We start from the raw sequence: 22,562 nt of genomic DNA, 5'->3' as shown, positions 1-22,562 counted from the left end.
GGGCGGGGTCGGTGAGGTCGTCGGCGGGGACGTACACGGCCTGGACGGAGGTGATGGAGCCGTCCTTGGTGGAGGTGATACGCTCTTGCAGAGCGCCCAGCTCGTTGGCCAGGGTGGGCTGATAGCCCACGGCGGAGGGCATACGGCCCATCAGGGCGGAGACCTCAGAACCAGCCTGGATGTAGCGGAAGATGTTGTCGATGAAGAGCAGCACGTTCTGCTTCTCCTGGTCCCGGAAATACTCGGCCATGGTCAGGCCGGTGAGGGCCACACGCATACGGGCTCCGGGGGGCTCGTTCATCTGACCGAAGACCAGGGCGGTCTTCTCAATGACGCCGGAGTCGGTCATGTCCCGCCACAGGTCGTTGCCCTCACGGGTACGCTCGCCCACACCGGTGAAGATGGAGTAGCCGCCGTGCTCGGTGGCAATGTTGTGAATGAGCTCCTGAATCAAAACAGTCTTACCCACGCCGGCACCGCCGAACAGGCCGATCTTACCGCCCTTGGCGTAGGGAGCCAGCAGGTCGATGACCTTGATGCCGGTCTCGAACACCTCCACCACCGGGCGCTGCTGCTCGAAGGCGGGGGGCTGACGGTGGATGGACCAGGTCTCTTTGGCGTCCACGGGGCCCTTCTCGTCGATGGTGTCGCCCAGGACGTTAAACATACGGCCCAGGACGCCCTTGCCCACGGGCACGGAGATGGGGGCTCCGGTGGCGGTGACGGTCATGCCACGGCCCAGGCCCTCACTGGGGGAGAGCATGATGCACCGCACGGTGTCCCCGCCCATGTGCTGGGCCACTTCCATGACCTGACGCTTCCCGTCCAGCTCCACCTCAAGGGCTTCCTTGATCTCGGGCAGGACGCCGCCGCCAAAGGCCACGTCTACCACAGGTCCCATGACCTGTACAATGGTTCCTCTATTTTCCTTCATATCGTCTCACCTTTCGGGTGTCATGATTTCGTGGGGTTACTGGGCCGCCTGAGCGCCGCCCACCACCTCGGTAATCTCCTGGGTGATGGCGGTCTGGCGGGCACGGTTGTAGGACAGGTTCAGGGTTTGCAGCATGGCCCGGGCGTTGTCGCTGGACGACTTCATGGCGGTCATGCGGGCGTTTTGCTCCGAGCAGTAGGACTGCACCAGAGCGCCGAACAGATCGCCCTTCACATACCCGGGGACCAGGCGGTCCATAACCGCCTTCACCGAGGGCACATAGGCCACGTCCCGGTTATAGGAGCTGGTCTCCTCCTCCTGGGGGAAGGCGTCCGGGTCCAGGGGGAGCAGCTTGTGGATGGTGGGCTCCATCTGGAAGGAGTTGACCATGCGGGTGAAGATGACGTACACCTCGTCCAGCTGTTCCCGGCGGAACAGCTCCAGCATGGTCTCCGACATATCCCGAGCCCGGCCCACGTTGGGGTTCTGGGCGGTGTAGAGGAACTCTACATCAATGGGAATGCCGTGCTCCATGAAGTAGGAGCGTCCCACCTGGCCCACCACAAACAGACTGGTATTGGCAGACTGGCGCAGCTTCTCCTCCGCCAGCTTGAGAATGTTGTGGTTGTAGGCACCGGCCAGGCCCTTGTCTCCGGTGATGACAATGTAGCCGATCTTCCGCTTCTCCGCCGGAATGTGGGGACGCTTATCAAAGAAGATATGGTTGATCTCCGGGGAGTGGTGGAGAATATCAGAGATGGTGGTGCCGATCTTTTGAAAGTAGGGCTCCACATCGGCCAGCTGCTTGCGGGCTTTCTGAAGATTCGAGGAAGAGATGAGGAACATGGCGTTGGTGATCTTCAGAGTCTGCTCCACGCTTTTGATGTGGGTACGGATTTCCTTTATGCTTGCCATGTGGCGCTCACCCGCTTCTTGGCGTCCTCCAGCACCCCGCGGATGGTCTCAATGGCAGGACCGCTGAGGTTTCCGGTGGACTGAATCTCGTCCATGACGTCGGCGTGCTCCTGCTCCATCTCCTGGGCAAAGTCCATGACGAAATCCCGGACCTTGTCCAGAGGCACGTCGTCCACCAGGCCGTTGGTGGCCACGTAGAGGATGACGGCCTGACGGCTCACAGGCAAAGGGTGGTACAGGGGCTGCTTGAGCAGCTCCAGCAGACGGCGGCCGTGGTCCAGGGCCTGCTGGGTGGCGGGGTCCAGGTCGGAGGCGAACTGGGTGAACACCTCCAGCTCCCGGAAGCGGGCCAGGTCGATACGCAGAGTACCGGCGGTCTTCTTGATGGCCCGGGTCTGAGCAGAGCCGCCCACACGGGACACGGACAGACCCACGTTGACGGCGGGGCGCTGACCGGCAAAGAACAGGTCGTTCTCCAAATAGATCTGGCCGTCGGTGATGGAAATGACGTTGGTGGGGATGTAGGCGGACACGTCGCCGGCCTGGGTCTCAATGATAGGCAGGGCGGTCATGGAGCCGCCGCCGTACTCACGGGTCAGGCGGCAGGCCCGCTCCAGCAGACGGGAGTGGAGATAGAACACGTCGCCGGGATAGGCCTCACGGCCGGGGGACCGCTTGAGGAGCAGAGACAGAGTACGATAGGCCACAGCGTGCTTGGACAGATCGTCGTAGACGATGAGCACGTCCTTGCCACGGCTCATAAAATACTCGCCCATGGCCGCACCGGCATAGGGGGCGATGTATTGCAGGGGGGCGGACTCGCTGGCGGTGGAAGAGACAATGATGGAGTAGTCCATGGCCCCGTGCTTTTTCAGGGTGTCCTGGATGCGGGCCACGGTGGAGGCCTTCTGGCCGATGGCCACATAGATGCAGATGACATCCTGACCCTTCTGGTTCAGAATGGTGTCTACCGCGATGGCGGTCTTACCGGTCTGGCGGTCGCCGATGATCAGCTCACGCTGGCCGCGGCCGATGGGCACCATGGCGTCAATGGCCAGGATACCGGTCTGCATGGGCACGTTGACGGGCTCACGGGTGACCACGCCGCTGGCCTCATGCTCAATGGGGCGGGTCTCGGTGGTCTCAATGGGGCCCAGGCCGTCGATGGGCTGGCCCAGCACGTTGACCACACGGCCCACCAGGGCGTCGCCCACAGGCACGTCGGCGGCACGTCCGGTGCGGCGCACCACGGTGCCCTCCTTTACCCCTCGCTCGCTGCCCAGCAGCACCACGCCCACGCTGTCCCGGGCCAGGTTCATCACCATGCCCTGGACGCCGGTGTCCAGCTCCACCAGCTCACCGTACACCGCCCTGTCCAGGCCGTAGACGGTGGCAATGCCATCGCCCACTTCCAGCACGGTGCCGGTCTCGTCCCGGCGCACTCGGGTGTCGTATCCTTGAATCTCCTCCCGCAGGATGGAGACGATCTCTTCGGGGTTGGTTTTCATGCCATTCGCCTCTCTTCCAGTTGCCGGAACATGCCGGTCAGCGTCCCCTGGACGCTCTTGTCATAGGTCACGCCCTCGATATCCAGCACGAAGCCGCCGATGAGGTCGGGCTGGGTGTGGATGTCAAAGACCACATCCTTCTTGCGGTGCAGATGACACAGGGTCTTTCTGAGCTTTTCCAGCTCCTCCTCCTGGGGCACTCGGGCACAGGTCAGGCGGCAGCGGGCCGCACCCCGGTCCTCCAGGGCGATGTCGTGGAACGCCTCCACGATCTGGGGCAGCAGAGCCATGCGGCCCTTGTCTGCCAGCAGAGAATAGAAGCTGAGCAGAATCCGGTGTCCGTCCAGCATGGGCAGCCGGGAGAGAACACGCTCCTTCTCCTCTGCTTGTACCGCAGGAGAGCAAAGGCTCTCCCACAGCTCCTGGTTCTCCATCAGCCGCTTGGCTGTGAGGTCCAGGGTGCCCTCGTTGGGGTAAATCCCATAGAGGGCCTGGGCATAACGGCGGGCCAACTCACTCACGCCTGCTCACCTACTTCCGAAAGAAATTCGTCCACAAAGGCCTTGTCGTCGTTGCCGTCCATGGACCGGCCTGCGGCCTTGGCGGCAGCCAGCAGTGCCAGAGAGGCCACCTCCTGGCGAGCGCTGCGGAGCATGGTCTCCCGCTCCGTGGCGATCTGGGCCTGGGCCTCACGGTGTAGCCGCTGGGCCTCGCTCTGGGCCTCGGCCACGGTGCCGTCGTACACCCGCTGGGCACGGGTCTGGGCGTCGGAGACGATCTTGGCCGCCTCCTGGTGGGCGTCCTGGAGCTGGCCCTCGTACTGGGCCTTCAGCTCCTGGGCCTGGCGGTTGCCCGCCTGGGCGGCGTCAATCTCCTGCTGCACCAGCTGGGCACGCTGCTCCAGCACGGCATTGACCTTGCCAAAGAGCACCTTGCGCAGGATGACATACAGCACCAACAGGTTGATGATGGTAAAGATGATGGTGGAAAGATGGAACTCCAGCATGGGAGGCTCCCCCCTTAACCCATAAAGATGATCAGCAGAGCGGTGATGAAGCCGAAGATGGCGGTACCTTCTGCCATAGCGCAGCCCAGCAGCAGGGCGCTGTTGATCTTGCCGGAGGCCTCGGGCTGACGGGCAATGGCCTCGCTGGCCTTACCAGTGGCAACGCCGATGCCGATACCAGCGCCGATTCCAGTGAACACAGACAGAGCTGCAGCAATGATTCCGATAGACATAATAAGTTCCTCCTGTTAATTCCATGTTTTGTTGATAGATTTACTCTTCCTCTTTGATGCCCTCGCCCACAAACTGAGTGGTCAGGAACACAAAGACAACGGTTTGGATCAACCCGTCAAACAGGTCGAAATAGATGCTGAACACCGCCGGGAACAGAATCGGGGCCACAAATTTCAGCATTTCCATGATGATGAAGGCGCCCAGCACGTTGCCGAACAGTCGCATACACAATGCCAGGGGCCGGATGGCCACCTCCATCAGGTTGATGGGCAGCAGCAGGGGCATGGGCTCGGCAAACCGTTTCAGGCCGCCCACCAGTCCGTTGTATCGAAACTGGGAGCCGTAGATCAGCAGCATACTCAGAATGGCCAAGCCCGCCGTGACGCTCACGTCCTTGGTGGGCGGGGCAAAGCCGAAGATGCCGATGATGTTGGCAAAGCCGATGTACAGCGCTACGGTACCAAGCCAGGGGGCAAAGGGTCTCCAGTGTTCCCCAATGTTGGTCTTGACAAAGCCATTGAGAAACTCCACCGCGCTCTCCAGGGCCACCTGTACCTTACCCGGGTTCTCTACCTTTAAATTCCGGGTCAGACACACAGAGACCAGAATGAGCACCGCCATGACAATCCACGACACCACCACCGACTGCGACACCTCGATGCCGCCCAGCAGGGGGATGGTAAATGCCGTGGGTGTCCCCAGCTCTTCCAGCAGCATTTCCTTGAATGCATCCAAACACATCACCTCGTTTTCGCGTGTGCCATTGTACCCCACTCCCCCCCTTCCCGTAAGGCTTACGAAAGTAAAAAAAGTAAGAAAAACAGCGAATGTATTTCTTACCGTTCTCTCCCAGGGTTTGGTTTGACAGCCTCCCCCCTTTTTACTATACTGATATAGAAAAGGGGGAGTTTTCATGTCCACACCGTCCGGGGCCTCCATTCGGGCCCGCATGACCCGAATGAACCTCATTGTCGTCATTGTCTCCATCGTCCTGTCCACGGCGGGAAACCTGTATTTCACCCTCCACAACAGTCAGGACGCCTTAGACAGCACCCTGGTCAACTCCGCCTCCATTCTCTCCCGGATTGACCTGATTCAAGAGTCCCTGGAGGGGAAGCGCTCCACCCAGGAGCTGGCGGAGTTTTTGGATGAGGCCACCCAGAACACCCGGGACATTGACCTCATATTGGTGGGCGACACCCAGTCCAACCTGCTCTACGCCCCGGACCACGATCTGGTGGACACCCCCTACTCCGGCACCGCCCAGACCGATGCCCTGGCAGGGGCCGCCCCCTACACCTCCGACGAGACCGGCCCCATGGGCTCGGAGCACTCCGCCTACGCCCCCGTCCGGGACGACGACGGCAACATCATCGGCTTTATCATTGTCGGCGTGTACTTCCGCAGCATGGCCCAGCTCACCCGCCACACCGTGGTTGTCCTGTCGGTGGTGGGTTTGGCCGCAGCGGTGGTGGGCTCCACCCTGGCCCTGCGGCTGTCCAAGCGCATCAAGGACTCCCTCATGGGCTATGAGCCCGACGCCTTCGTCCACCGCTTCCACCAGCGGGAAGACATCATGGATGCCCTGGAGGAGGGTATCATGGCCATTGACCGGGACAAAAAGCTCATCTTCCTCAACACCGCCGCCGCGGAGATGTTCTCCCTCAACCGGGACGAGGTGCTGGGCAAGTCCCTGTCCGACTTCTACCCCCGCTCCACCCTGGACCGCATTCTCCGCACGGGAAAGCCGGAGTACAACGTGAGCATCAACTCCTTAAAGCATGTACGGGTGCTGGCTGACCGCCTGCCCCTGTATGAGGACGGCCAGCTCAACGGAGCGGTGAGCATTTTCCGCAACCGCACCGAGCTGGCCCGGATGGCCGACGACCTCACCGGCGTGCGCCACATGGTGGACGCCATGCGGGCCTACACCCACGAGTTTTTGAACAAGCTCCACGTGATTTTGGGTCTGCTGCAAATCGGAGAGCCGGAAAAGGCCCAGCAGTACATCATGGACACCACCCAAATCCACCGGGAGGCGGTGAACCGCATCATGAACCAGCTCCATGAGCCGTCGGTGGCCGCTCTGTTGGTGGGCAAGACCAGCCGGGCCAACGAGCTGGGCATCCGCCTGACCCTGGACCGGGAGAGCGGACTGAGCGAAGACAGCGACTGGCTGCCCCCGGACGCCTACGTGACCATCTTGGGCAACCTCATTGAGAATGCCATAGAGGTGCTCAACCAGTCCCGCAGCGCCACCAAGGAAATTTTCGTCAGCATCCGGGAAAACCCGGACAGTCTGCTGTTGTGCGTGGAGGACACCGGACCCGGCATCCCCACCGTACTGCGCAACACCATGTTCCAGCGGGGCGCCTCCACCAAGGGCCGCCACCGGGGCACCGGGCTGTCCCTGGTGCAGGAAGTGGTGGAGGCCTACCACGGAGACATCCGGGTGGAGTCGGAGAGCGGCGTGGGCACCTCATTTTTCATCAGCTTTTGCCGGGAGGAACTGCCCGGAGATAAGGAGTGAATCCCTTGTATCGAGTCGTCATTGTAGAGGATGACCCCATGGTCTCCCTGTTAAACCGCACGTTCACCGAGAAGGATTCCCGGTTCCATGTGGTGCAGACCTGCTCGGATGGCCGGGCCGCTCTGGAGTGGCTGAGCCACAACCCCGCCGACCTGGTGATTCTGGACGTGTACATGCCCCTGTGCACCGGGGTGGAGCTGCTTCGGGCTCTGCGCTCCCAGGCCATCCCCGTGGACGCCATCATGGTCACTGCGGCCAACGACGCCGCCTCGGTGGACACCCTTTTAAAGATGGGCGTGGTGGACTACCTGGTCAAGCCCTTCACCTATGAGCGGTTCCAGCAGGCCCTGGATACCTTCTGCCGCCACAAAGAGGCCGTCCACGGCCAGGCGGTAACCCAGGGAGAGCTGGACAAGCTGTTCGCGCCCCCGGACAGCGGGGACCGCTCCGCCCCCAAGGGGCTCCAGGAGAGCACCCTGAAACTCATTCGGGACTGTCTCCACGCCGCCCCTGCCCAGGGGCTGCCCAGCGAGGCCATCTCCAAGCAGACCAACCTGTCGGTGGTCACGGTGCGCCGCTACGCCAACTACCTGGTGGAGCGTGGGGAGGCCTGCTCCACCGTCAACTATGACACCGGGGGCCGTCCCTGCCGCCTGTATCAGCTGAAAAAGTAAAAAAGATGTGCCGTAGAAGGTCATTCCTCTACGGCACATCTTTTTCTTTGTTATGCGTTGGCCAGTCGGGCGCCCAGGTTCTTGCACACCTCCAGGGCCTCGGCGTCGGGGGTCTCGTTGACCATGAGGCCCTCCTCATCCAGCAGGTTGGCTCCGGTGCTCTGGGTGCGCTCCACCCAGTCCCGCATCCACTGTCCGTCGCCCCAGCCGTAGGAGCCGAACAGGGCCACGGTGTGGCCGCCCAGCTGGCCCTCCAGCTGGGTGAAGAAGGGCTCGAACTCGGACTCCTCCAGCACCTCCGCCCCCATGGCGGGGCAGCCCAGGGCCAGCTTCTCATATTCCAGGGCCTGCTGAGGGGTGACGGCGGATACCTCCATCAGGTCGCAGTCCGCCCCGGCTCCGGTAACGCCCTCGGCGATGGCCTGGGCCATCTGTTGGGTGTTCCCGGTCTGACTCCAATAGATCACAGCTACTTTGCTCATGTGTAAGACCTCCTAAAAGATATATCATTTGATATGACTCGTTGAGTGAATATGTTTCTCCGCTCCCTCTGGGAGAGATGCAGTCCGTCAGGGCTTAGGGTGAAGGCTTGCTCTTCTCCGATTTCTCAGGCAGAGAACAGCGCCCCAGCCGGGGACGCTCCGCTTATGCCCGATTTCTCCCCGATGAGAAATCGGGGAAAGAATCGCCAAAGGCGGGACCTTCCCCCGCCTTGTGGAATCCACCCCGCGGTACTGGGAGCCCCTGCGTTCTTCTCTTCTCGGCCCTTGGCCCGGTAGGGTCACATGGATGGCGTGGAGATTCTACAGAACATACCTACTTCTCTGAAAAACAATCCTTCTATCGCCAGGGCCTTACCCTGGTGAGCCGCTGTTCCCAGCTATCGGAAGCCAGGCTTCCGGCGGCGGGAACGCCGCACTCATCACGGTAGGCCCGGAGGTGGAAATCACCCAGCTATAGGGCCAGCTGCCCAGAGAGGCCTGGTGTGGTGGCACAAACAGGGGCCACAGCAAGGGTCACGGGCCGAACATAGGCTTGACGCATTCCCAGCCTCGTACCCCAGGGGGGTACTTAGGGGGGAACGCCCTAAGCGGGTTTTGGTTTCTTTTGCCCGCTCAAAAGAAACCCCCAGCGGGAAGCGTCCCCACCAGGCTGGCAAGCCGAAATCTTAGGTGGTTAGACGGTCAACCCCTCAGTCTGCTTCGCAGACAGCTCCCCTTACACAGGGGAGCCTTTGAGCGCGGTAGTTCTTTGCAAATTATGCCACTGCAAATACCTGAAACAAGGTATTCCCCTGCTCCATTCGCTCCCGGATTTTCTGGCTCACCTTCTGCATCCGGGTAAAGCACTGCTGGGCAGCTTCCACATCCCCGTACACCTTCCACGGGCCGCACAGTTTGAAGTTCTGCCCTTGATTCTCGATAAAGCCCACCACATCCTCCACCGGATAGCCCAGGAAGAGGCCAATCTCGTGGGGAAAAGACCCGCCCTGCCGGACACGAAGGCCCAGGTGGGCCAAAATCTCCTCCACTGGACGGCTCAGGTCGTAGCCCCAGGGAGTGAGAATCTCCTCTACCCCGTCTCGCTCCAGGGCCTGGGCCATGAGCTGGGGCCGATAGACCAAAATGAGCTCTCGGTTGGTGCAGGAGCACAGGCGGTCAAATTTCACACCCCGGCGGGCAAAGGCCTGCTGATACTTCCGCAGCTCTTCCTCCAAGTGTGGAACATCTCCACGCCGCAGAGAGATGAGGTTGGCGGGGACCACACCGGCCAAGGCCGGGGCACAGTGGGTGGCAAACAGTTGATCCAGAGATGGTTGCATGGTGGGTCCTCCTTTGGTTAGCTCTTGCTAACTGCCTATAAGTTAGCACAGGCTAACGAGTTTGTCAAGGCCCCAAAGGCAAAAAAATTCCCACCGCTGCGTGTACAGCGGTGGGAATCTTAATTGAATGGAAGTTTACTCCTCATCGCCCTCAATGGAGATGGAGAGAATCTCGTCCTCCTCCACTTCCTCGGGGGCGTGGTCCACGTCCTCTTCCACGGGCTCTTCGGCGTCCCGGGCGGCCTCAGCGGCGGCGTTGACCGCGTCAAAGCGGCTCTCCTCCTGAGGCATCTCGTCCTCGATCTTGTCATACTTGCGGTAGGCAGCCAGGCCGGAACCGGCGGGGATGAGCTTACCGATGATGACGTTCTCCTTCAGGCCCAGCAGGTGGTCCACCTTACCCTTGATGGCGGCTTCGGTGAGCACCTTGGTGGTCTCCTGGAAGGAGGCGGCGGACAGGAAGGACTCGGTGGCCAGAGAGGCCTTGGTGATACCCAGCAGCAGACGGGTGCAGGTGGGCAGGCGCAGGTCCTCGCCGGTCTCCTGCTTCTCGCCAGCGGCGATGCGGGCCTCCACGGCCTTGTAGGCGTCCTTGTACTCGATGATATCCACGGTGGAGCCGGACAGCAGGGTGGAATCCCCGGCGTCCTCCACACGCACCTTGCGCATCATCTGACGGGCGATAACCTCGATGTGCTTGTCGTTGATATCTACGCCCTGCTGACGGTAGGGCTTCTGAACTTCCTGAATGAGGTAGTTGTGAACGGCGTCCACACCACGTACCCGCAGCACGTCGTGGGGGGACAGAGCACCGTCGGTGAGCTCCTGACCCTTGACCACACGGTCTCCGGCCTTGACCCGGATACCGGCGCTGTAGGGAATGGCGTAGGTGACCACCTCGCCGTCGTCGGCGGTGATGGTGACGTTGCACAGGGTGGCACGCTTGGCCTCCTCCATGGAGACGGTGCCGGAGATCTCGGCCAGCTGGGCCATCTTCTTGGGCTTGCGGGCCTCGAACAGCTCTTCAACACGGGGAAGACCCTGAGTGATATCGCCGCCGGCCACGCCGCCGGTGTGGAAGGTACGCATGGTCAGCTGAGTACCGGGCTCGCCGATGGACTGAGCGGCGATGATACCAACGGCCTCGCCCTGGCCCACGGGCTCGCCGAAGGCCATGTTCATGCCGTAGCACTTGGCGCACACGCCGTTGCGGGCCTCACAGGTGAGCACGGAGCGCACCCGGATGGACACCTTGCGGTCGGGATCGCCCTCGGCCTCGGCCTGCTCCCGCAGCTTGGCCTCGATGAGCTTGGCCTGGTCGGCGCTGACCATCTCGTGGTGGCCCACCAGGACCTCGCCGGTGCGGAAGTCCTTGAAGTCCTCGCACAGGTAGCGGCCCCGGAGACGCTCGTTGAGGGGCTCGATGACCTGGCCGTTCTCGCTGATCTCGAACACGGTGATACCGTCGTGGGTACCACAGTCCTCCTCCCGGATGATGACTTCCTGGGAGACGTCCACCAGACGGCGGGTCAGGTAACCAGAGTCGGCGGTACGCAGAGCGGTATCGGCCATGCCCTTTCGAGCGCCTCTGGAGGAGATGAAGTATTCCAACACGGACAGACCTTCACGGAAGTTGGCCTTGATGGGGATCTCAATGGTACGGCCGGAGGTATCGGCCATCAGACCACGCATACCAGCCAGCTGACGAATCTGAGCGGCAGAACCACGGGCGCCGGAGTCAGCCATCATGAAGATGGGGTTGTAGCGGTCCATACCCTTTTGCAGGGCGTCGGACACGTCGGCGGTGGTCTTCTCCCAGGCGGACACCACCAAGCGGTACCGCTCCTCGTTGGTGAGGAAGCCGCGCTTGTACTGGTTCTCGATCTTCACAACTTCCTTCTCGGTGTTGGCGATGAGTTCCTTCTTCTGGGGAGGCACGGTCATATCGGCAATGGCCACGGTCAGAGAGCCGCGGGTGGAGAACTTATAGCCACGGGCCTTGATGATGTCCAGCACAGTGGCAGACACGGTGAAGCCGTGCTTGGCAATGCAGCTGTCCACGATCTTGCCCAGCTGCTTCTTGCCGCAGACAAAGTTGATTTCAGGATCAAAGGCCTTCTCGGGGTCGTTGCGGTCCACAAAGCCCAGGTCCTGGGGAATGCCCTCGTTGAAGATCAGGCGGCCCACGGTGGTGCGCACCATCTTCTCCTGGGTCACGCCGTCCAGCTCGGCGGTGCGGCGCACCAGGATGGGCTCGTGGAGGTCCAGCTCGCCCTCGTCGTAGGCCAGCTTGGCGGCCTGGTCGTTCTCGAAGGTCTGGTAGACCTCCCGGGCCTTGCCGTCCACAGCCTCGGCGCACAGGGCGGGAGTGGTACGGTACCAGCGGCCCAGCTCCTCGTCCCGCACCCAGATGCGGTCGTTGATGCCCACCTCGCCCCGCTCCAGAGCGGCAGCGGCGTCGGCGGTGGTCTCATAGGCACAGTCGGGATCGTGCTCGGGGTCCTTCTCGTAGGTCAGGTAGTAGGAGCCCAACACCATGTCCTGGGTGGGCACGGCCACGGCGCCGCCGTCGGAGGGCTTCAACAGGTTGTTGGCAGCCAGCATCAGGATGCGGGCCTCAGCCTGGGCTTCAGCGGACAGGGGCACGTGGATAGCCATCTGGTCGCCGTCGAAGTCGGCGTTAAAGGCGGTACACACCAGGGGGTGGAGCTTCATGGCACGGCCTTCCACCAGCACCGGCTCGAAGGCCTGGATGCCCAGACGGTGGAGGGTAGGAGCACGGTTGAGCATGACGGGGTGCTCCTTGATGACAAACTCCAAAGCGTCCCACACGGCGGGAGAGGCCTTATCCACCATCTTCTTGGCGGACTTGATGTTGTTGGCGTGGCCGTCCTCCACCAGCTTCTTCATGACAAAGGGGCGGAACAGCTCAATGGCCATCTCCTTGGGCACGCCGCACTGGTAGATCTTCAGCTCAGGGCCGACCACGATAACGGAACGGCCGGAGTAGTCCACGCGCTTACCCAGCAGGTTCTGACGGAAACGGCCCTGCTTACCCTTGAGCAGGTCGGACAGGGACTTCAGAGCCCGGTTGTTGGCGCCGGTGACGGCACGGCCGCGGCGGCCGTTGTCAATGAGGGCGTCCACAGCCTCCTGGAGCATGCGCTTTTCGTTGCGCACGATGATGTCAGGGGCGTTGAGCTGAATCAGGCGCTTGAGGCGGTTGTTGCGGTTGATGACACGACGGTAGAGGTCGTTCAAGTCGGAGGTGGCGAAACGGCCGCCGTCCAGCTGCACCATGGGGCGCAGCTCGGGGGGGATGACGGGCAGCACGTCGATGATCATCCACTCGGGCTTGTTGCCGGACAGACGGAAGGCGTCCACCACTTCCAGACGCTTGACGATCTTGGCCTTCTTCTGGCCGGTGGCGTCCTTGAGCTGGGCACGCAGGGTCTCGGACAGCTGCTCCAAATCCAGGTCTTGCAGCAGCTTCTTGACGGCCTCAGCGCCCATGCCGGCCTGGAAGTCGTCCTCGTAGTACTCCCGCAGCTTGCGGTACTCGGCGTCGGACAGAATCTGATTCTTGGTCAGATGGGTGTAGTCAGGGCCGGGATCGGTGACGATATAGGAGGCGAAGTACAGCACCTTCTCCAGAATGCGGGGGCTGATGTCCAGCAGCAGACCCATGCGGGAGGGGATGCCCTTAAAGTACCAGATGTGGGACACGGGGGCAGCCAGCTCAATGTGGCCCATGCGCTCACGGCGCACCTTGGCCCGGGTGACCTCCACGCCGCAGCGGTCACACACCTTGCCCTTGAAACGAATCTTCTTATACTTACCGCAGTGGCACTCCCAGTCCTTGGTTGGACCAAAGATGCGCTCGCAGAACAGACCGTCCCGCTCCGGCTTCAGGGTGCGGTAGTTGATGGTCTCAGGCTTCTTGACCTCGCCGTAGGACCACTCCCGGATCTGCTCTGGGGAGGCGATGCCAATGCGGATGGCGTTAAATTCAGCGTAGCTCATTACCTCAACCTCCCTTTCTTAGTCTTCATCGCCGTAGGAGTCATCCTGGTCGGCGGTATCATTCTCATTGATGGCCACGGACAGATCGTCGTCGTCGCTGGTCTCCTTCATGGTAAAGCCAGCCTGGGCGAAGTCGCTCTCGCTGCCGTAATCCTGGTAGCGGTCGTAATCCTCCTTGAAGCGGCCGGGCTGATAGGTATCCTCGTCCTCGTCCTTGAGCTCGATCTGGTTGCCGTGCTCGTCCAGGACCTGGATGTCCAGACACAGGGCCTGGAGCTCCTTGACCAGAACCTTGAAGGACTCAGGCACGCCGGGCTTGGGCACGTTGAAGCCCTTGACAATGGACTCGTAGGTGCGCACACGTCCGGTGACGTCGTCGGACTTGACGGTGAGGATCTCCTGCAGGGTGTAGGCAGCGCCGTAAGCCTCCAGAGCCCACACCTCCATCTCGCCGAAGCGCTGGCCGCCGAACTGGGCCTTGCCGCCCAAGGGCTGCTGGGTGACCAGGGAGTAGGGGCCGGTGGAACGGGCGTGGATCTTATCGTCCACCAGGTGGTGGAGCTTGAGGAAGTACACGTAGCCCACGGTGACAGGGTTGTCAAACCGCTCGCCGGTACGACCGTCGTACAGGTAGCTCTTGCCGTCCCGGCGCAGGCCAGCCAGCTCCAGGGTGTCGGCAATGTCCTTCTCGTCGGCGCCGTTGAAGATGGGGGTGGCCACCTTCCAGCCCAGAGCCTTGGCCGCATAGCCCAAGTGGACCTCCAGCACCTGACCGATGTTCATTCGGGAAGGCACGCCCAGGGGGTTCAGCACGATGTCCAGGGGGGTGCCGTCGGGCAGGAAGGGCATATCCTCCTGGGGCAGGATGCGGGACACAACACCCTTGTTACCGTGACGACCGGCCATCTTATCGCCCACGCTGATCTTACGCTTCTGGGCGATGTAGACGCGGACCACCTGGTTGACGCCGGGAGCCAGCTCGGCGCCCTCCTCACGGGTGAACACCTTCACGTCCACGATGATGCCGCACTCGCCGTGGGGCACCTTCAGGGAGGTGTCGCGGGTCTCGTGGGCCTTCTCACCGAAGATGGCCCGCAGCAGGCGCTCCTCGGCGGTCATCTCGGTCTCGCCCTTGGGGGTGACCTTACCCACCAGGTAGTCGCCGGCGTGAACCTCAGCGCCCACGCGGATGATGCCGCGCTCGTCCAGGTCCTTCAGGGCGTCCTCACCCACGTTGGTGATGTCACGGGTGATTTCCTCGGGGCCCAGCTTGGTGTCACGGGCCTCGGTCTCATATTCCTCAATGTGGATGGAGGTGAACACGTCCTCCTTCACCATCCGCTCGTTGAGCAGAATGGCGTCCTCGTAGTTGTAACCTTCCCAGGTCATAAAGCCCATGAGGATGTTCTTACCCAGGGCGATCTCGCCGTCGCAGGTGGAGGGGCCGTCGGCCAGGGTGTCCCGGGCCTTCACCCGATCGCCCACGGAGACGATGGGACGCTGGTTGATGCAGGTGCCGTGGTTGGAGCGCAGGAACTTGGTGAGCTTGTAGGTCTTGGTCTCACCGGCGTCGTAGCGCACGGTGATGGCGGTGGCGTCCACCTTGGTGACCACGCCGTCGCCCTCGGCCAGCACAACCACCTCGGAGTCCTGGCAGTTCTTGTACTCCTGACCGGTGGCCACGATGGGGGCCTGGGTGGTCAGCAGAGGCACGGCCTGACGCTGCATGTTTGCACCCATCAGAGCACGGTTGGCGTCGTCGTTTTGCAGGAAGGGAATCATGGCGGTAGCCACGGACACCATCATCTTGGGGGACACGTCCACGTAGTCCACCTGGTTGAAGTCCACCTCGATGATCTCGTTGCGGTGACGGCAGGCCACACGGCGGTTGAGGAAGGTGCCATCCTCGCCCACGGGCTCGGTGGCCTGGGCCACGTTGAACTCGTCCTCCACGTCGGCGGTCATGTATTCCACCTGGTCGGTGACACGGGCGGCCACGCACTTGCCGTTCTCGTCATAGATGCGCTCCACCTTGCGGTAGGGGGCCTCGATGAAGCCATAGCGGTTGATGCGGGCGTAAGAGGCCAGATAGGAGATCAGGCCGATGTTGGGACCTTCGGGGGTCTCGATGGGGCACAGACGGCCATAGTGGCTGTAGTGAACGTCTCGCACGTCGAAGGAGGCGCGGTCACGGCTCAGACCGCCGGGGCCCAGAGCGGACAGACGGCGCTTGTGAGTCAGCTCGGCCAGAGGGTTGGTCTGGTCCATGAACTGAGACAGGGGGCTGGAGCCGAAGAACTCCTTGATGGCGGCGGTGACGGGACGGATGTTGATGAGGGACTGGGGGGTGACGATGTCCAGGTCCTGGATGGTCATGCGCTCCCGAATCACACGCTCCATGCGGGTAAAGCCGATGCGGAACTGGTTTTGCAGCAGCTCGCCCACGCAGCGCAGGCGGCGGTTGCCCAGGTGGTCAATGTCGTCGGGGGTGCCCACGCCAAAGGCCAGACAGTTGAGGTAGTTGATGGTGGCCATCATGTCATCCACAATGATGTGGTTGGGGATGAGGTCGGTCATGCGCTCCCGGATGAGGTCGGCGAAGTCCTCCTGAGAGAGGCCCTCTTCGTCTCGCTTGGCCAGCAGCTCCTTCAAGACCACAAAGCGCACCTTCTCGGACACGCCCACGGTCTCGGGGTCGAAGTCCACGAAGTCGGCCATGTTGACCATGCCGTTGGAGAACACCTTGACGATGTGGGTGCCGGTGTGCAGGTCCTCCACCTCCACAAAGGCCTCGTTGACGCCCAGGCGGTCCAGCTCCATGGCCCGCTCACGGGTCAGAACCTCGCCAGCCTCGGCCACGATCTCGCCGGTGGAGGGGTCGGCCACGGGGGCAGCCAGCTTCTGACCGGACAGACGGGTCCACATGGTCAGCTTCTTGTTGAACTTGTAGCGGCCCACGGCGGACAGGTCGTAGCGGCGGGGGTCGAAGAACAGGGCGTTGAGCAGGCTCTCGGCAGAGTCCACCGTGGGGGGCTCGCCGGGCCGCATCTTGCGGTAGATCTCCAGCAGGGCCTCCTCATAGGTCTTGCAGGAGTCCTTCTCCAGGGTGGCCAGGATGCGGGGGTCCTCGCCGAACATGTCCAGAATCTCGGCGTCGGTCTTGGGACCCACAGCACGGATGAGGCACGTGATGGGCAGCTTGCGGTTTTTGTCGATGCGCACATAGAACACATCGGACAGGTCGGTCTCATACTCCAGCCAAGCGCCGCGATAGGGAATCACGGTGGAGGCGTAGGTGATGTTGTCGGCCTTGTCGGCGTTCTTGGCGTAGTACACGCCGGGAGAACGCACGATCTGGGAGACGATAACACGCTCAGCGCCGTTGATGACGAAGGTGCCGGCATCGGTCATCAGGGGGAAATCGCCCATGAAGATTTCCTGCTCCTTGATCTCGCCCGTCTCCTTGTTGCGCAGACGCACCTGCACCTTAATGGGGGCGGCATAGGTGGCGTCCTGGGCTTTGCACTCTTCAATGGTGTACTTGGGGGGGTCGTCCATGGAGAAGCCGATAAAGCTCAGCTCCAGGTTCCCGGCATAGTCGGTGATGGCCTCCACGTCGTTGAACACTTCCTGCAGCCCGGTCTCAAAGAACCACTTGTAGGAAGACTTCTGGATTTCCAGCAGGTAGGGCATCTCCAGAATCTCCTCGCTGCGGGCGAAGCTCTTGCGCAAGGTCTTGCCGTAATAGACGTCTTTGACCGCTCTTGCCATTTGCTGATCACGCTCCACTTCGTAAGAATTTTGCAGGTGGGCACGGTTGCGCACACCCGGGGTTGTTGTCACAATCGGAAAATTCGCTCTTGCATTTCCTGGTATGGTCTGGTATACTGTGCTTAGCCTGGGGGAGTATTCTCCGGGCTTTTGACCATATGTTAAAAGCAATTAATGATACCATAGGATTGCGAATCTGTCAAGAGTTGGTCCATGGACAAAAGCCACAAGCGGGGAGAAATCCCCGCTTGTTTTTTGTCTCTTTTCCCCGATCCCCTCCGGAATCCCTTAAAATTCACTCTACCATTTTCCCGTTACATATGGTAGGATATAGAGGAGTATGTCTACAAACCATTGAATCACCATAAAGGAGTCCCACATGATTACTGTTTCTGATCTGTCCCTGAGCTATCAGGGCGCCCCCCTGTTCTCCCACGTGGACTTGCAGTTCACCCGGGGCAACTGCTACGGCATCATCGGCGCCAACGGCGCTGGTAAATCCACCTTTCTGAAAATCCTCTCCGGCCAGCTGGAGCCCACCAGCGGCTCGGTGTCCATCCTGCCCAAGGTGCGCATGTCCGTGCTGAAGCAGGACCAGAACGCCTATGACGCCTACACCGTGCTGGACACGGTCATCATGGGCAACCAGACCCTGTACGAGATTGGCCGGGAGATGAACGCCCTCTACGAGAAGGAGGACTTCACCGACGAGGACGGCCTGCGGGCTGCCGACCTCCAGGCAGAGTACGCCGAGATGGGCGGCTACGAGGCCGAGTCCGATGCCAGCCGCATTCTCCAGGGCCTGGGCATCGGGGTGGACCTGCACGACTACAACATGGAGACCCTGGACGCCCGTCTCAAAGTGAAGGTGCTGCTGGCTCAGGCCCTGTTCGGCAACCCCGACATCCTGCTGCTGGACGAGCCCACCAACAACCTGGACATTGCCGCCGTGGAGTGGCTCAACGACTTCCTGCTGGACTACGACGGCACCGTCATCGTGGTCAGCCACGACCGTCACTTCCTCAACACCGTATGCACCCACATCGTGGACATCGACTACAACCAGATCAAGATGTACGTGGGCAACTACGACTTCTGGTACGAGTCCTCCCAGCTGGTGCAGAACCTCATCAAACAGCAGAACAAGCGCAACGAGGACAAGATCAAGGAACTCCAGGAGTTTATCTCCCGGTTCTCCGCCAACAAGTCCAAGTCCAAGCAGGCCACTGCCCGGCGCAAGCTGCTGGACAAGCTCACCGTCCAGGAGCTGCCCGCCTCCTCCCGCCGCTATCCCTGGGTGGGCTTCTCCCCCGACCGGGAAGTGGGCAAGGACATCCTCTTTGTCACCGACGTGTCCAAGACCGTGGACGGCGTGAAGGTGCTGGACAAGGTGTCCTTCATCGTGGGCCACGGGGACAAGATCGCCTTTGTGGGTGACAACGAGAACGCCCACACCGCCCTGTTCAAGATTCTCACCGGCGAGTGGGAGCCCGACGAGGGCACCGTGAAGTGGGGCCAGACTGCCACCTTCTCCTACTTCCCCAAGGACAACTCCCCCTTCTTCAACGACTGTGACCTGAACATCCTGGACTGGATGCGCCAGTTCTCCGAGGACCAGCACGAGAGCTACCTCCGGGGCTTCCTGGGCCGGATGCTCTTCTCCGGCGACGACATCTTCAAGCCCGTGAAGGTGCTCTCCGGTGGTGAGAAGGTGCGGTGCATGCTCTCCCGCATGATGCTGTCCGGGGCCAACGTGCTGCTGCTGGACCAGCCCACCAACCACCTGGACCTGGAGTCCATCGCCGCTTTGAACAACGGCCTGGAGTCCGTCAAGTGCAACGTGCTGGTGTCCTCCCACGACCACCAGCTGGTGCAGACCGTGGCCAACCGGATCTTCGACTTCACCCCCGATGGCAAGCTCATTGACAAACGTATGAGCTATGAGGACTACCTGGAGTCCCAGCTCCACCATGACTAAGCCTGTCTACTTGGTGCTGGTGTGGCTGGGGGTACTCTCCGCCTTCACCCTGCTCCTCTTCGGCTGGGACAAGCTCATGGCCAAGCTGGGCCGCCGCCGTATTCCCGAGGCCTCCCTCCTCTTCGCCTGCCTGGCGGGCGGGGCTGCCGGAGGTCTGGTGGGCATGTACCTGTTTCACCACAAAATCCGAAAGCCCAAGTTCTATGTGACGGTTCCCCTGCTGGTTATCCTGGATGCGGTGCTTTTCGCCGTGGTTCTGATGCGAACTTGATAAAAGGCCCTTCTGCCCTGAAAAAAGTGGCAGGAGGGCCTTTTTCGACAATATCTATGGTTGACAAAGGGGAAACAAAGAGTTACAATAGTTACAAATTGGTTACAATGAATCTTTCGCATACTTCTAAGGAGGCTATCATGGCTGATAAATCCAGCACTCTCATGTACAAGGGACATCCCCTGCGCCGCAAGGACAACCTGATCTACTACGGGTCCATGGCGGATAAGTATATCATTATGATCCAGGTGATGAGCACCACCAAGTCCGGCGATCTGGAGATTGCCGACAAGGTCCATCTGGAGCTTCAGCTCACCGACCCCGACCTGAAGAGCCGGGACCGTGTGGTGAAGAAGTCCGATCTCCCCGATCTGTTCTCTGCCATCGACATGGGCTCCATCTGGCTGATGCGTGCCCTGTCTGGAAAATAACCAAACCAACAGGAGGCTGAAACCCATGCACAGTAAGAAGGGACTGATCAAGGTCGCCGCCATCACCGGCCTTGCATTGGTCATGACCACCGGCATTGCCATGGCTTCCATTGGCACCGGTACCGTGACGGCAGATGCCCTGCGCCTGCGCAGCCAGGCCAACACCAACTCCAGCATTCTCACCTTGGCCCCCCACAACAGCGTCGTCACCCTCCTGGAGGAGTTGGACGGCTGGTACAAGGTCTCTTACGGCGATCAGGTGGGCTACATGTCCGCCGACTGGCTGGACGTGACCCTCACCGGCAGCGAAGCTGTGGTGGGTCAGTGCACCGTCACCGCCGACGCCCTCCATGTCCGCTCCGGCGCCGGCACTGGCTACGCCAGCAAGGGTCTGGTGTACAAGGGCACCACTCTGATCATCCAGGAGGACTGCGGCAACGGCTGGTATAAGATCACCGGCGCCGGCTACTCCGGCTACGTGTCCGCTGAGTGGGTGAAGGTGTCCGGCAGCTCCGGCGGCTCCGACTCCGGCAGTTCCAACCCCATTGGCACCGGCACCGTCAACACCGCCTGCCTGAATGTGCGCTCCGGCGCTGGCACCGGCTATTCCCGTGTGGGCTACCTGTACAATGGTAACTCCGTGTCCATTTTGGCCGACTGCGGCAATGGCTGGTACAAGATCTCCTACGGCAGCGGCAGCGCCTTTGTCTGCGCTGAGTACATCACCTGGAATGACGGCAACTCCGGCAATTCCGGCGGCTCCGATTCCGGCAGCAGCGACACCCAGTCCATCGGCACCATCACCGCCGACGCCCTGAACGTGCGCTCCGGTGCTGGCACCGGCTACTCCCGTCTGGGCCTGCTGTACAAGGGCAACTCTGTGACCATCCTGGGCAGCAGCAACGGCTGGTACAAGATCTCCTACAAGAACGGCGTGGGCTATGTCAGCGCTGAGTACGTCTCCATCAAGGATGGCGGCAACAACGACGGCGGCAACAGCTCCACCTCCTCCATCGGAGAGCAGGCTGTGGCCCTGGCCAAGCAGCAGCTGGGCAAGCCCTACGTGTACGGGGCCGCCGGCCCCAACAGCTTCGACTGCTCCGGCCTGTTCTACTACGTGTTCAACCAGCTGGGCGTGTCCATCGCCCGCGGCTCTTCCAGCCAGTACTACAACAGCGGTCGTTTCGTCTCCGTGGACGAGATGCAGCCCGGCGACTTGGTGTACATCTTCGACTCCAAGTACGATTACTCCGGCGGCACCCTGCCCACCACTCACGTGCTGATGTACATCGGCGACAACACCGTGCTCCACGCCTCTACCACCAGCAACACCGTGCGCACCGACACTCTGTTCGGCGGCTATTACGGCAACTACGTGGTAGCAGTCAAGCGTATGGGCTGACGCTTCACGAAAATGCGAGCATTTTCGTGAGAGAGTTGCAGTCCGCTGCATCGCACTCGCTTGCGCTCGCACGTTTGCGGCCTGAGAAGTGTATTTTCCCATGCACATGTCCTGGGAAAATACGAAATCTCAATTTATTCCGTCACCTGCGGGCGACGGAACTCTGCGAGGCTTTTTACACAAAAAGCGTTTTCAAGTTATTTCCCGTGGCAATCCATTTCCTGGGTTGCCACGGGTTTTTTCCTCCTCCCTCTTTACAATTCGCCCCGTTTGGGGTACAATACTTTCATCCGATGAATCGGATTGGAAGATTTTTATCGGGGGTGCTCCCAATGAATGATATTGATTATACCCGCAAGTTTAGCGTCAATATGAACAAGGACGACGAGATTCACTCCATCCTCAGTTCCGTCTACGCCTCCTTGCAGGAGAAGGGCTACAATCCCATCAACCAGCTGGTGGGCTACATCCTCAGCGAAGACCCCACCTACATCACCAACCACAACAACGCCCGGGCTCTGATTCGCAAGCTGGACCGGGACGAGCTGTTGCAGACGCTGTTGAAGAGCTATCTGGGCATTTGAGCTGAGCCCTGTACGCAAACCCGCAAGAAAGGGCCATACCTTTTTTGCGGGTTTTTTCGTTGTGCCATGGCCGGGAGGTGCCACCATGAAACTGCTGCCTTACAACCACGACATGTACATTGAGCCCACCGACCCCATCACCACCCCCGGAGAGTTCGCTCACCAGCTGATTCTCCACTTCACCCAGGAGGGCAAGGGGGTCACCCTGCTGGAGCCAGGCATGGAGCCGGTGATTGAGGTGGATGGTGTGACCTACGTCTGCCGCCTGGGGGAGCCCTACCGGGCGTTTAACCCCCTGCGAGTGCCCATCCGGTCGGGGTCGCTCAGCCATCTGGGCTATCAGTGGATTTACCTATACCGCAAATAAAAAAATGGATGTGTCGCAAAACGTAAGTTTTGTGGCACATCCTTTTTTACTCTCAACAGCAAAAACGAATCCAGTATGTGGAACTTCCGCAGCGTTTTGGGCATGCAAAAGC

At 61.0% G+C, this 22,562-nt stretch carries 19 protein-coding genes; 8 read left to right on the top strand and 11 right to left on the bottom strand.

What is annotated here, in order from left to right; genetic code table 11:
- From atpD to B5F22_RS10860, 7 genes are all read right to left on the bottom strand, one after another.
- Nucleotides 1-934 (bottom strand): F0F1 ATP synthase subunit beta (gene atpD, locus B5F22_RS10890; RefSeq protein ID WP_087392564.1); only part of this gene is annotated, 934 nt, incomplete at its 3' end.
- A 36-nt stretch (nt 935-970) separates the two neighbouring features.
- The gene (atpG, locus tag B5F22_RS10885) at nt 971-1,849 is read right to left on the bottom strand and encodes an ATP synthase F1 subunit gamma (protein ID WP_087392563.1); all 879 of its coding nucleotides are present in this window, start codon (nt 1,847-1,849) and stop codon (nt 971-973) included.
- A complete protein-coding gene (gene atpA, locus B5F22_RS10880) occupies nt 1,837-3,357 on the bottom strand; it encodes a F0F1 ATP synthase subunit alpha (protein ID WP_087392562.1) in 1,521 nt (506 codons plus the stop codon). The genes atpG and atpA overlap by 13 nt, the downstream gene beginning before the upstream one ends.
- Complete coding sequence (atpH, locus tag B5F22_RS10875) at nt 3,354-3,878, bottom strand: ATP synthase F1 subunit delta (protein WP_087392561.1); 525 nt, start codon at nt 3,876-3,878, stop codon at nt 3,354-3,356. The genes atpA and atpH overlap by 4 nt, the downstream gene beginning before the upstream one ends.
- Nucleotides 3,875-4,363, bottom strand: coding sequence for a F0F1 ATP synthase subunit B (gene atpF / locus B5F22_RS10870; protein ID WP_087231604.1), 489 nt, complete (start codon nt 4,361-4,363; stop codon nt 3,875-3,877). The genes atpH and atpF overlap by 4 nt, the downstream gene beginning before the upstream one ends.
- A 14-nt stretch (nt 4,364-4,377) precedes the next feature.
- Nucleotides 4,378-4,596: an ATP synthase F0 subunit C gene (gene atpE, locus B5F22_RS10865; RefSeq protein ID WP_087231601.1), complete on the bottom strand. Its 219-nt coding sequence runs from the start codon at nt 4,594-4,596 to the stop codon at nt 4,378-4,380.
- Nucleotides 4,597-4,636: 40 nt separating this feature from the next.
- Complete coding sequence (locus B5F22_RS10860; protein ID WP_087392565.1) at nt 4,637-5,338, bottom strand: F0F1 ATP synthase subunit A; 702 nt, start codon at nt 5,336-5,338, stop codon at nt 4,637-4,639.
- A gap of 172 nt (nt 5,339-5,510) precedes the next feature.
- Here B5F22_RS10860 and B5F22_RS10855 point away from each other — a divergent pair, with 172 nt between their 5' ends.
- A complete protein-coding gene (locus tag B5F22_RS10855) occupies nt 5,511-7,127 on the top strand; it encodes a sensor histidine kinase (protein WP_087392560.1) in 1,617 nt (538 codons plus the stop codon).
- 5 nt (nt 7,128-7,132) lie between these two features.
- Entirely contained in the window at nt 7,133-7,801 is a 669-nt protein-coding gene (locus B5F22_RS10850; RefSeq protein ID WP_087231594.1) for a response regulator, read from the top strand.
- A 50-nt stretch (nt 7,802-7,851) separates the two neighbouring features.
- Here B5F22_RS10850 and B5F22_RS10845 read toward each other — a convergent pair whose 3' ends face one another.
- The 4 genes from B5F22_RS10845 to rpoB all read right to left on the bottom strand — a co-directional run bounded on the left by B5F22_RS10845 (nt 7,852) and on the right by rpoB (nt 17,417).
- Nucleotides 7,852-8,283: a flavodoxin gene (locus tag B5F22_RS10845; RefSeq protein WP_087392559.1), complete on the bottom strand. Its 432-nt coding sequence runs from the start codon at nt 8,281-8,283 to the stop codon at nt 7,852-7,854.
- Nucleotides 8,284-9,059: 776 nt separating this feature from the next.
- Nucleotides 9,060-9,623, bottom strand: coding sequence for a DUF3793 family protein (locus B5F22_RS10840; RefSeq protein WP_087392558.1), 564 nt, complete (start codon nt 9,621-9,623; stop codon nt 9,060-9,062).
- 135 nt (nt 9,624-9,758) lie between these two features.
- Nucleotides 9,759-13,646, bottom strand: coding sequence for a DNA-directed RNA polymerase subunit beta' (gene rpoC, locus B5F22_RS10835; protein ID WP_087392557.1), 3,888 nt, complete (start codon nt 13,644-13,646; stop codon nt 9,759-9,761).
- A gap of 18 nt (nt 13,647-13,664) precedes the next feature.
- Complete coding sequence (gene rpoB, locus B5F22_RS10830; protein WP_087392556.1) at nt 13,665-17,417, bottom strand: DNA-directed RNA polymerase subunit beta; 3,753 nt, start codon at nt 17,415-17,417, stop codon at nt 13,665-13,667.
- Nucleotides 17,418-17,796: 379 nt separating this feature from the next.
- Here rpoB and B5F22_RS10825 point away from each other — a divergent pair, with 379 nt between their 5' ends.
- The 6 genes from B5F22_RS10825 (at nt 17,797) to B5F22_RS10800 (ending at nt 22,450) form a co-directional block, all read left to right on the top strand.
- Complete coding sequence (locus tag B5F22_RS10825; protein ID WP_087371680.1) at nt 17,797-19,395, top strand: ATP-binding cassette domain-containing protein; 1,599 nt, start codon at nt 17,797-17,799, stop codon at nt 19,393-19,395.
- Entirely contained in the window at nt 19,388-19,666 is a 279-nt protein-coding gene (locus tag B5F22_RS10820; protein ID WP_087392555.1) for a DUF1294 domain-containing protein, read from the top strand. Before B5F22_RS10825 ends, B5F22_RS10820 begins: the two co-directional genes overlap by 8 nt.
- Before the next feature lie 140 nt (nt 19,667-19,806).
- Nucleotides 19,807-20,097 (top strand): hypothetical protein, encoded by a 291-nt coding sequence (locus B5F22_RS10815; RefSeq protein WP_087231574.1) that lies wholly within the window; start codon nt 19,807-19,809, stop codon nt 20,095-20,097.
- 25 nt (nt 20,098-20,122) lie between these two features.
- Nucleotides 20,123-21,499, top strand: a complete 1,377-nt coding sequence (locus B5F22_RS10810) for an SH3 domain-containing protein (protein ID WP_087231572.1) — start codon at nt 20,123-20,125, stop codon at nt 21,497-21,499.
- 332 nt (nt 21,500-21,831) lie between these two features.
- Entirely contained in the window at nt 21,832-22,083 is a 252-nt protein-coding gene (locus B5F22_RS10805) for an IreB family regulatory phosphoprotein (protein WP_087231569.1), read from the top strand.
- Between the two features lie 85 nt (nt 22,084-22,168).
- Nucleotides 22,169-22,450, top strand: coding sequence for a hypothetical protein (locus B5F22_RS10800; RefSeq protein ID WP_087392554.1), 282 nt, complete (start codon nt 22,169-22,171; stop codon nt 22,448-22,450).
- Nucleotides 22,451-22,562: the final 112 nt, after the last annotated feature.

It is taken from the genome of Pseudoflavonifractor sp. An187 (assembly GCF_002160275.1).
Classification (GTDB): domain Bacteria; phylum Bacillota; class Clostridia; order Oscillospirales; family Oscillospiraceae; genus Enterenecus; species Enterenecus faecium.
The sequence above is the reverse complement of the archived record's forward strand: the minus strand, read 5'-3'. Positions and strand labels throughout refer to the sequence as shown.

Bases quoted from the DNA above. Each gene is read 5' to 3' on its own strand.
- atpG (WP_087392563.1), bottom strand. From the start codon at position 1,849: ATGGCAAGCATAAAGGAAATCCGTACCCACATCAAAAGCGTGGAGCAG.
- atpA (WP_087392562.1), bottom strand. From the start codon at position 3,357: ATGAAAACCAACCCCGAAGAGATCGTCTCCATCCTGCGGGAGGAGATT.
- atpF (WP_087231604.1), bottom strand. From the start codon at position 4,363: ATGCTGGAGTTCCATCTTTCCACCATCATCTTTACCATCATCAACCTG.
- atpE (WP_087231601.1), bottom strand. From the start codon at position 4,596: ATGTCTATCGGAATCATTGCTGCAGCTCTGTCTGTGTTCACTGGAATC.
- B5F22_RS10860 (WP_087392565.1), bottom strand. From the start codon at position 5,338: ATGTGTTTGGATGCATTCAAGGAAATGCTGCTGGAAGAGCTGGGGACA.
- B5F22_RS10855 (WP_087392560.1), top strand. From the start codon at position 5,511: ATGTCCACACCGTCCGGGGCCTCCATTCGGGCCCGCATGACCCGAATG.
- B5F22_RS10845 (WP_087392559.1), bottom strand. From the start codon at position 8,283: ATGAGCAAAGTAGCTGTGATCTATTGGAGTCAGACCGGGAACACCCAA.
- B5F22_RS10840 (WP_087392558.1), bottom strand. From the start codon at position 9,623: ATGCAACCATCTCTGGATCAACTGTTTGCCACCCACTGTGCCCCGGCC.
- rpoC (WP_087392557.1), bottom strand. From the start codon at position 13,646: ATGAGCTACGCTGAATTTAACGCCATCCGCATTGGCATCGCCTCCCCA.
- rpoB (WP_087392556.1), bottom strand. From the start codon at position 17,417: ATGGCAAGAGCGGTCAAAGACGTCTATTACGGCAAGACCTTGCGCAAG.
- B5F22_RS10825 (WP_087371680.1), top strand. From the start codon at position 17,797: ATGATTACTGTTTCTGATCTGTCCCTGAGCTATCAGGGCGCCCCCCTG.
- B5F22_RS10820 (WP_087392555.1), top strand. From the start codon at position 19,388: ATGACTAAGCCTGTCTACTTGGTGCTGGTGTGGCTGGGGGTACTCTCC.
- B5F22_RS10815 (WP_087231574.1), top strand. From the start codon at position 19,807: ATGGCTGATAAATCCAGCACTCTCATGTACAAGGGACATCCCCTGCGC.
- B5F22_RS10810 (WP_087231572.1), top strand. From the start codon at position 20,123: ATGCACAGTAAGAAGGGACTGATCAAGGTCGCCGCCATCACCGGCCTT.
- B5F22_RS10805 (WP_087231569.1), top strand. From the start codon at position 21,832: ATGAATGATATTGATTATACCCGCAAGTTTAGCGTCAATATGAACAAG.
- B5F22_RS10800 (WP_087392554.1), top strand. From the start codon at position 22,169: ATGAAACTGCTGCCTTACAACCACGACATGTACATTGAGCCCACCGAC.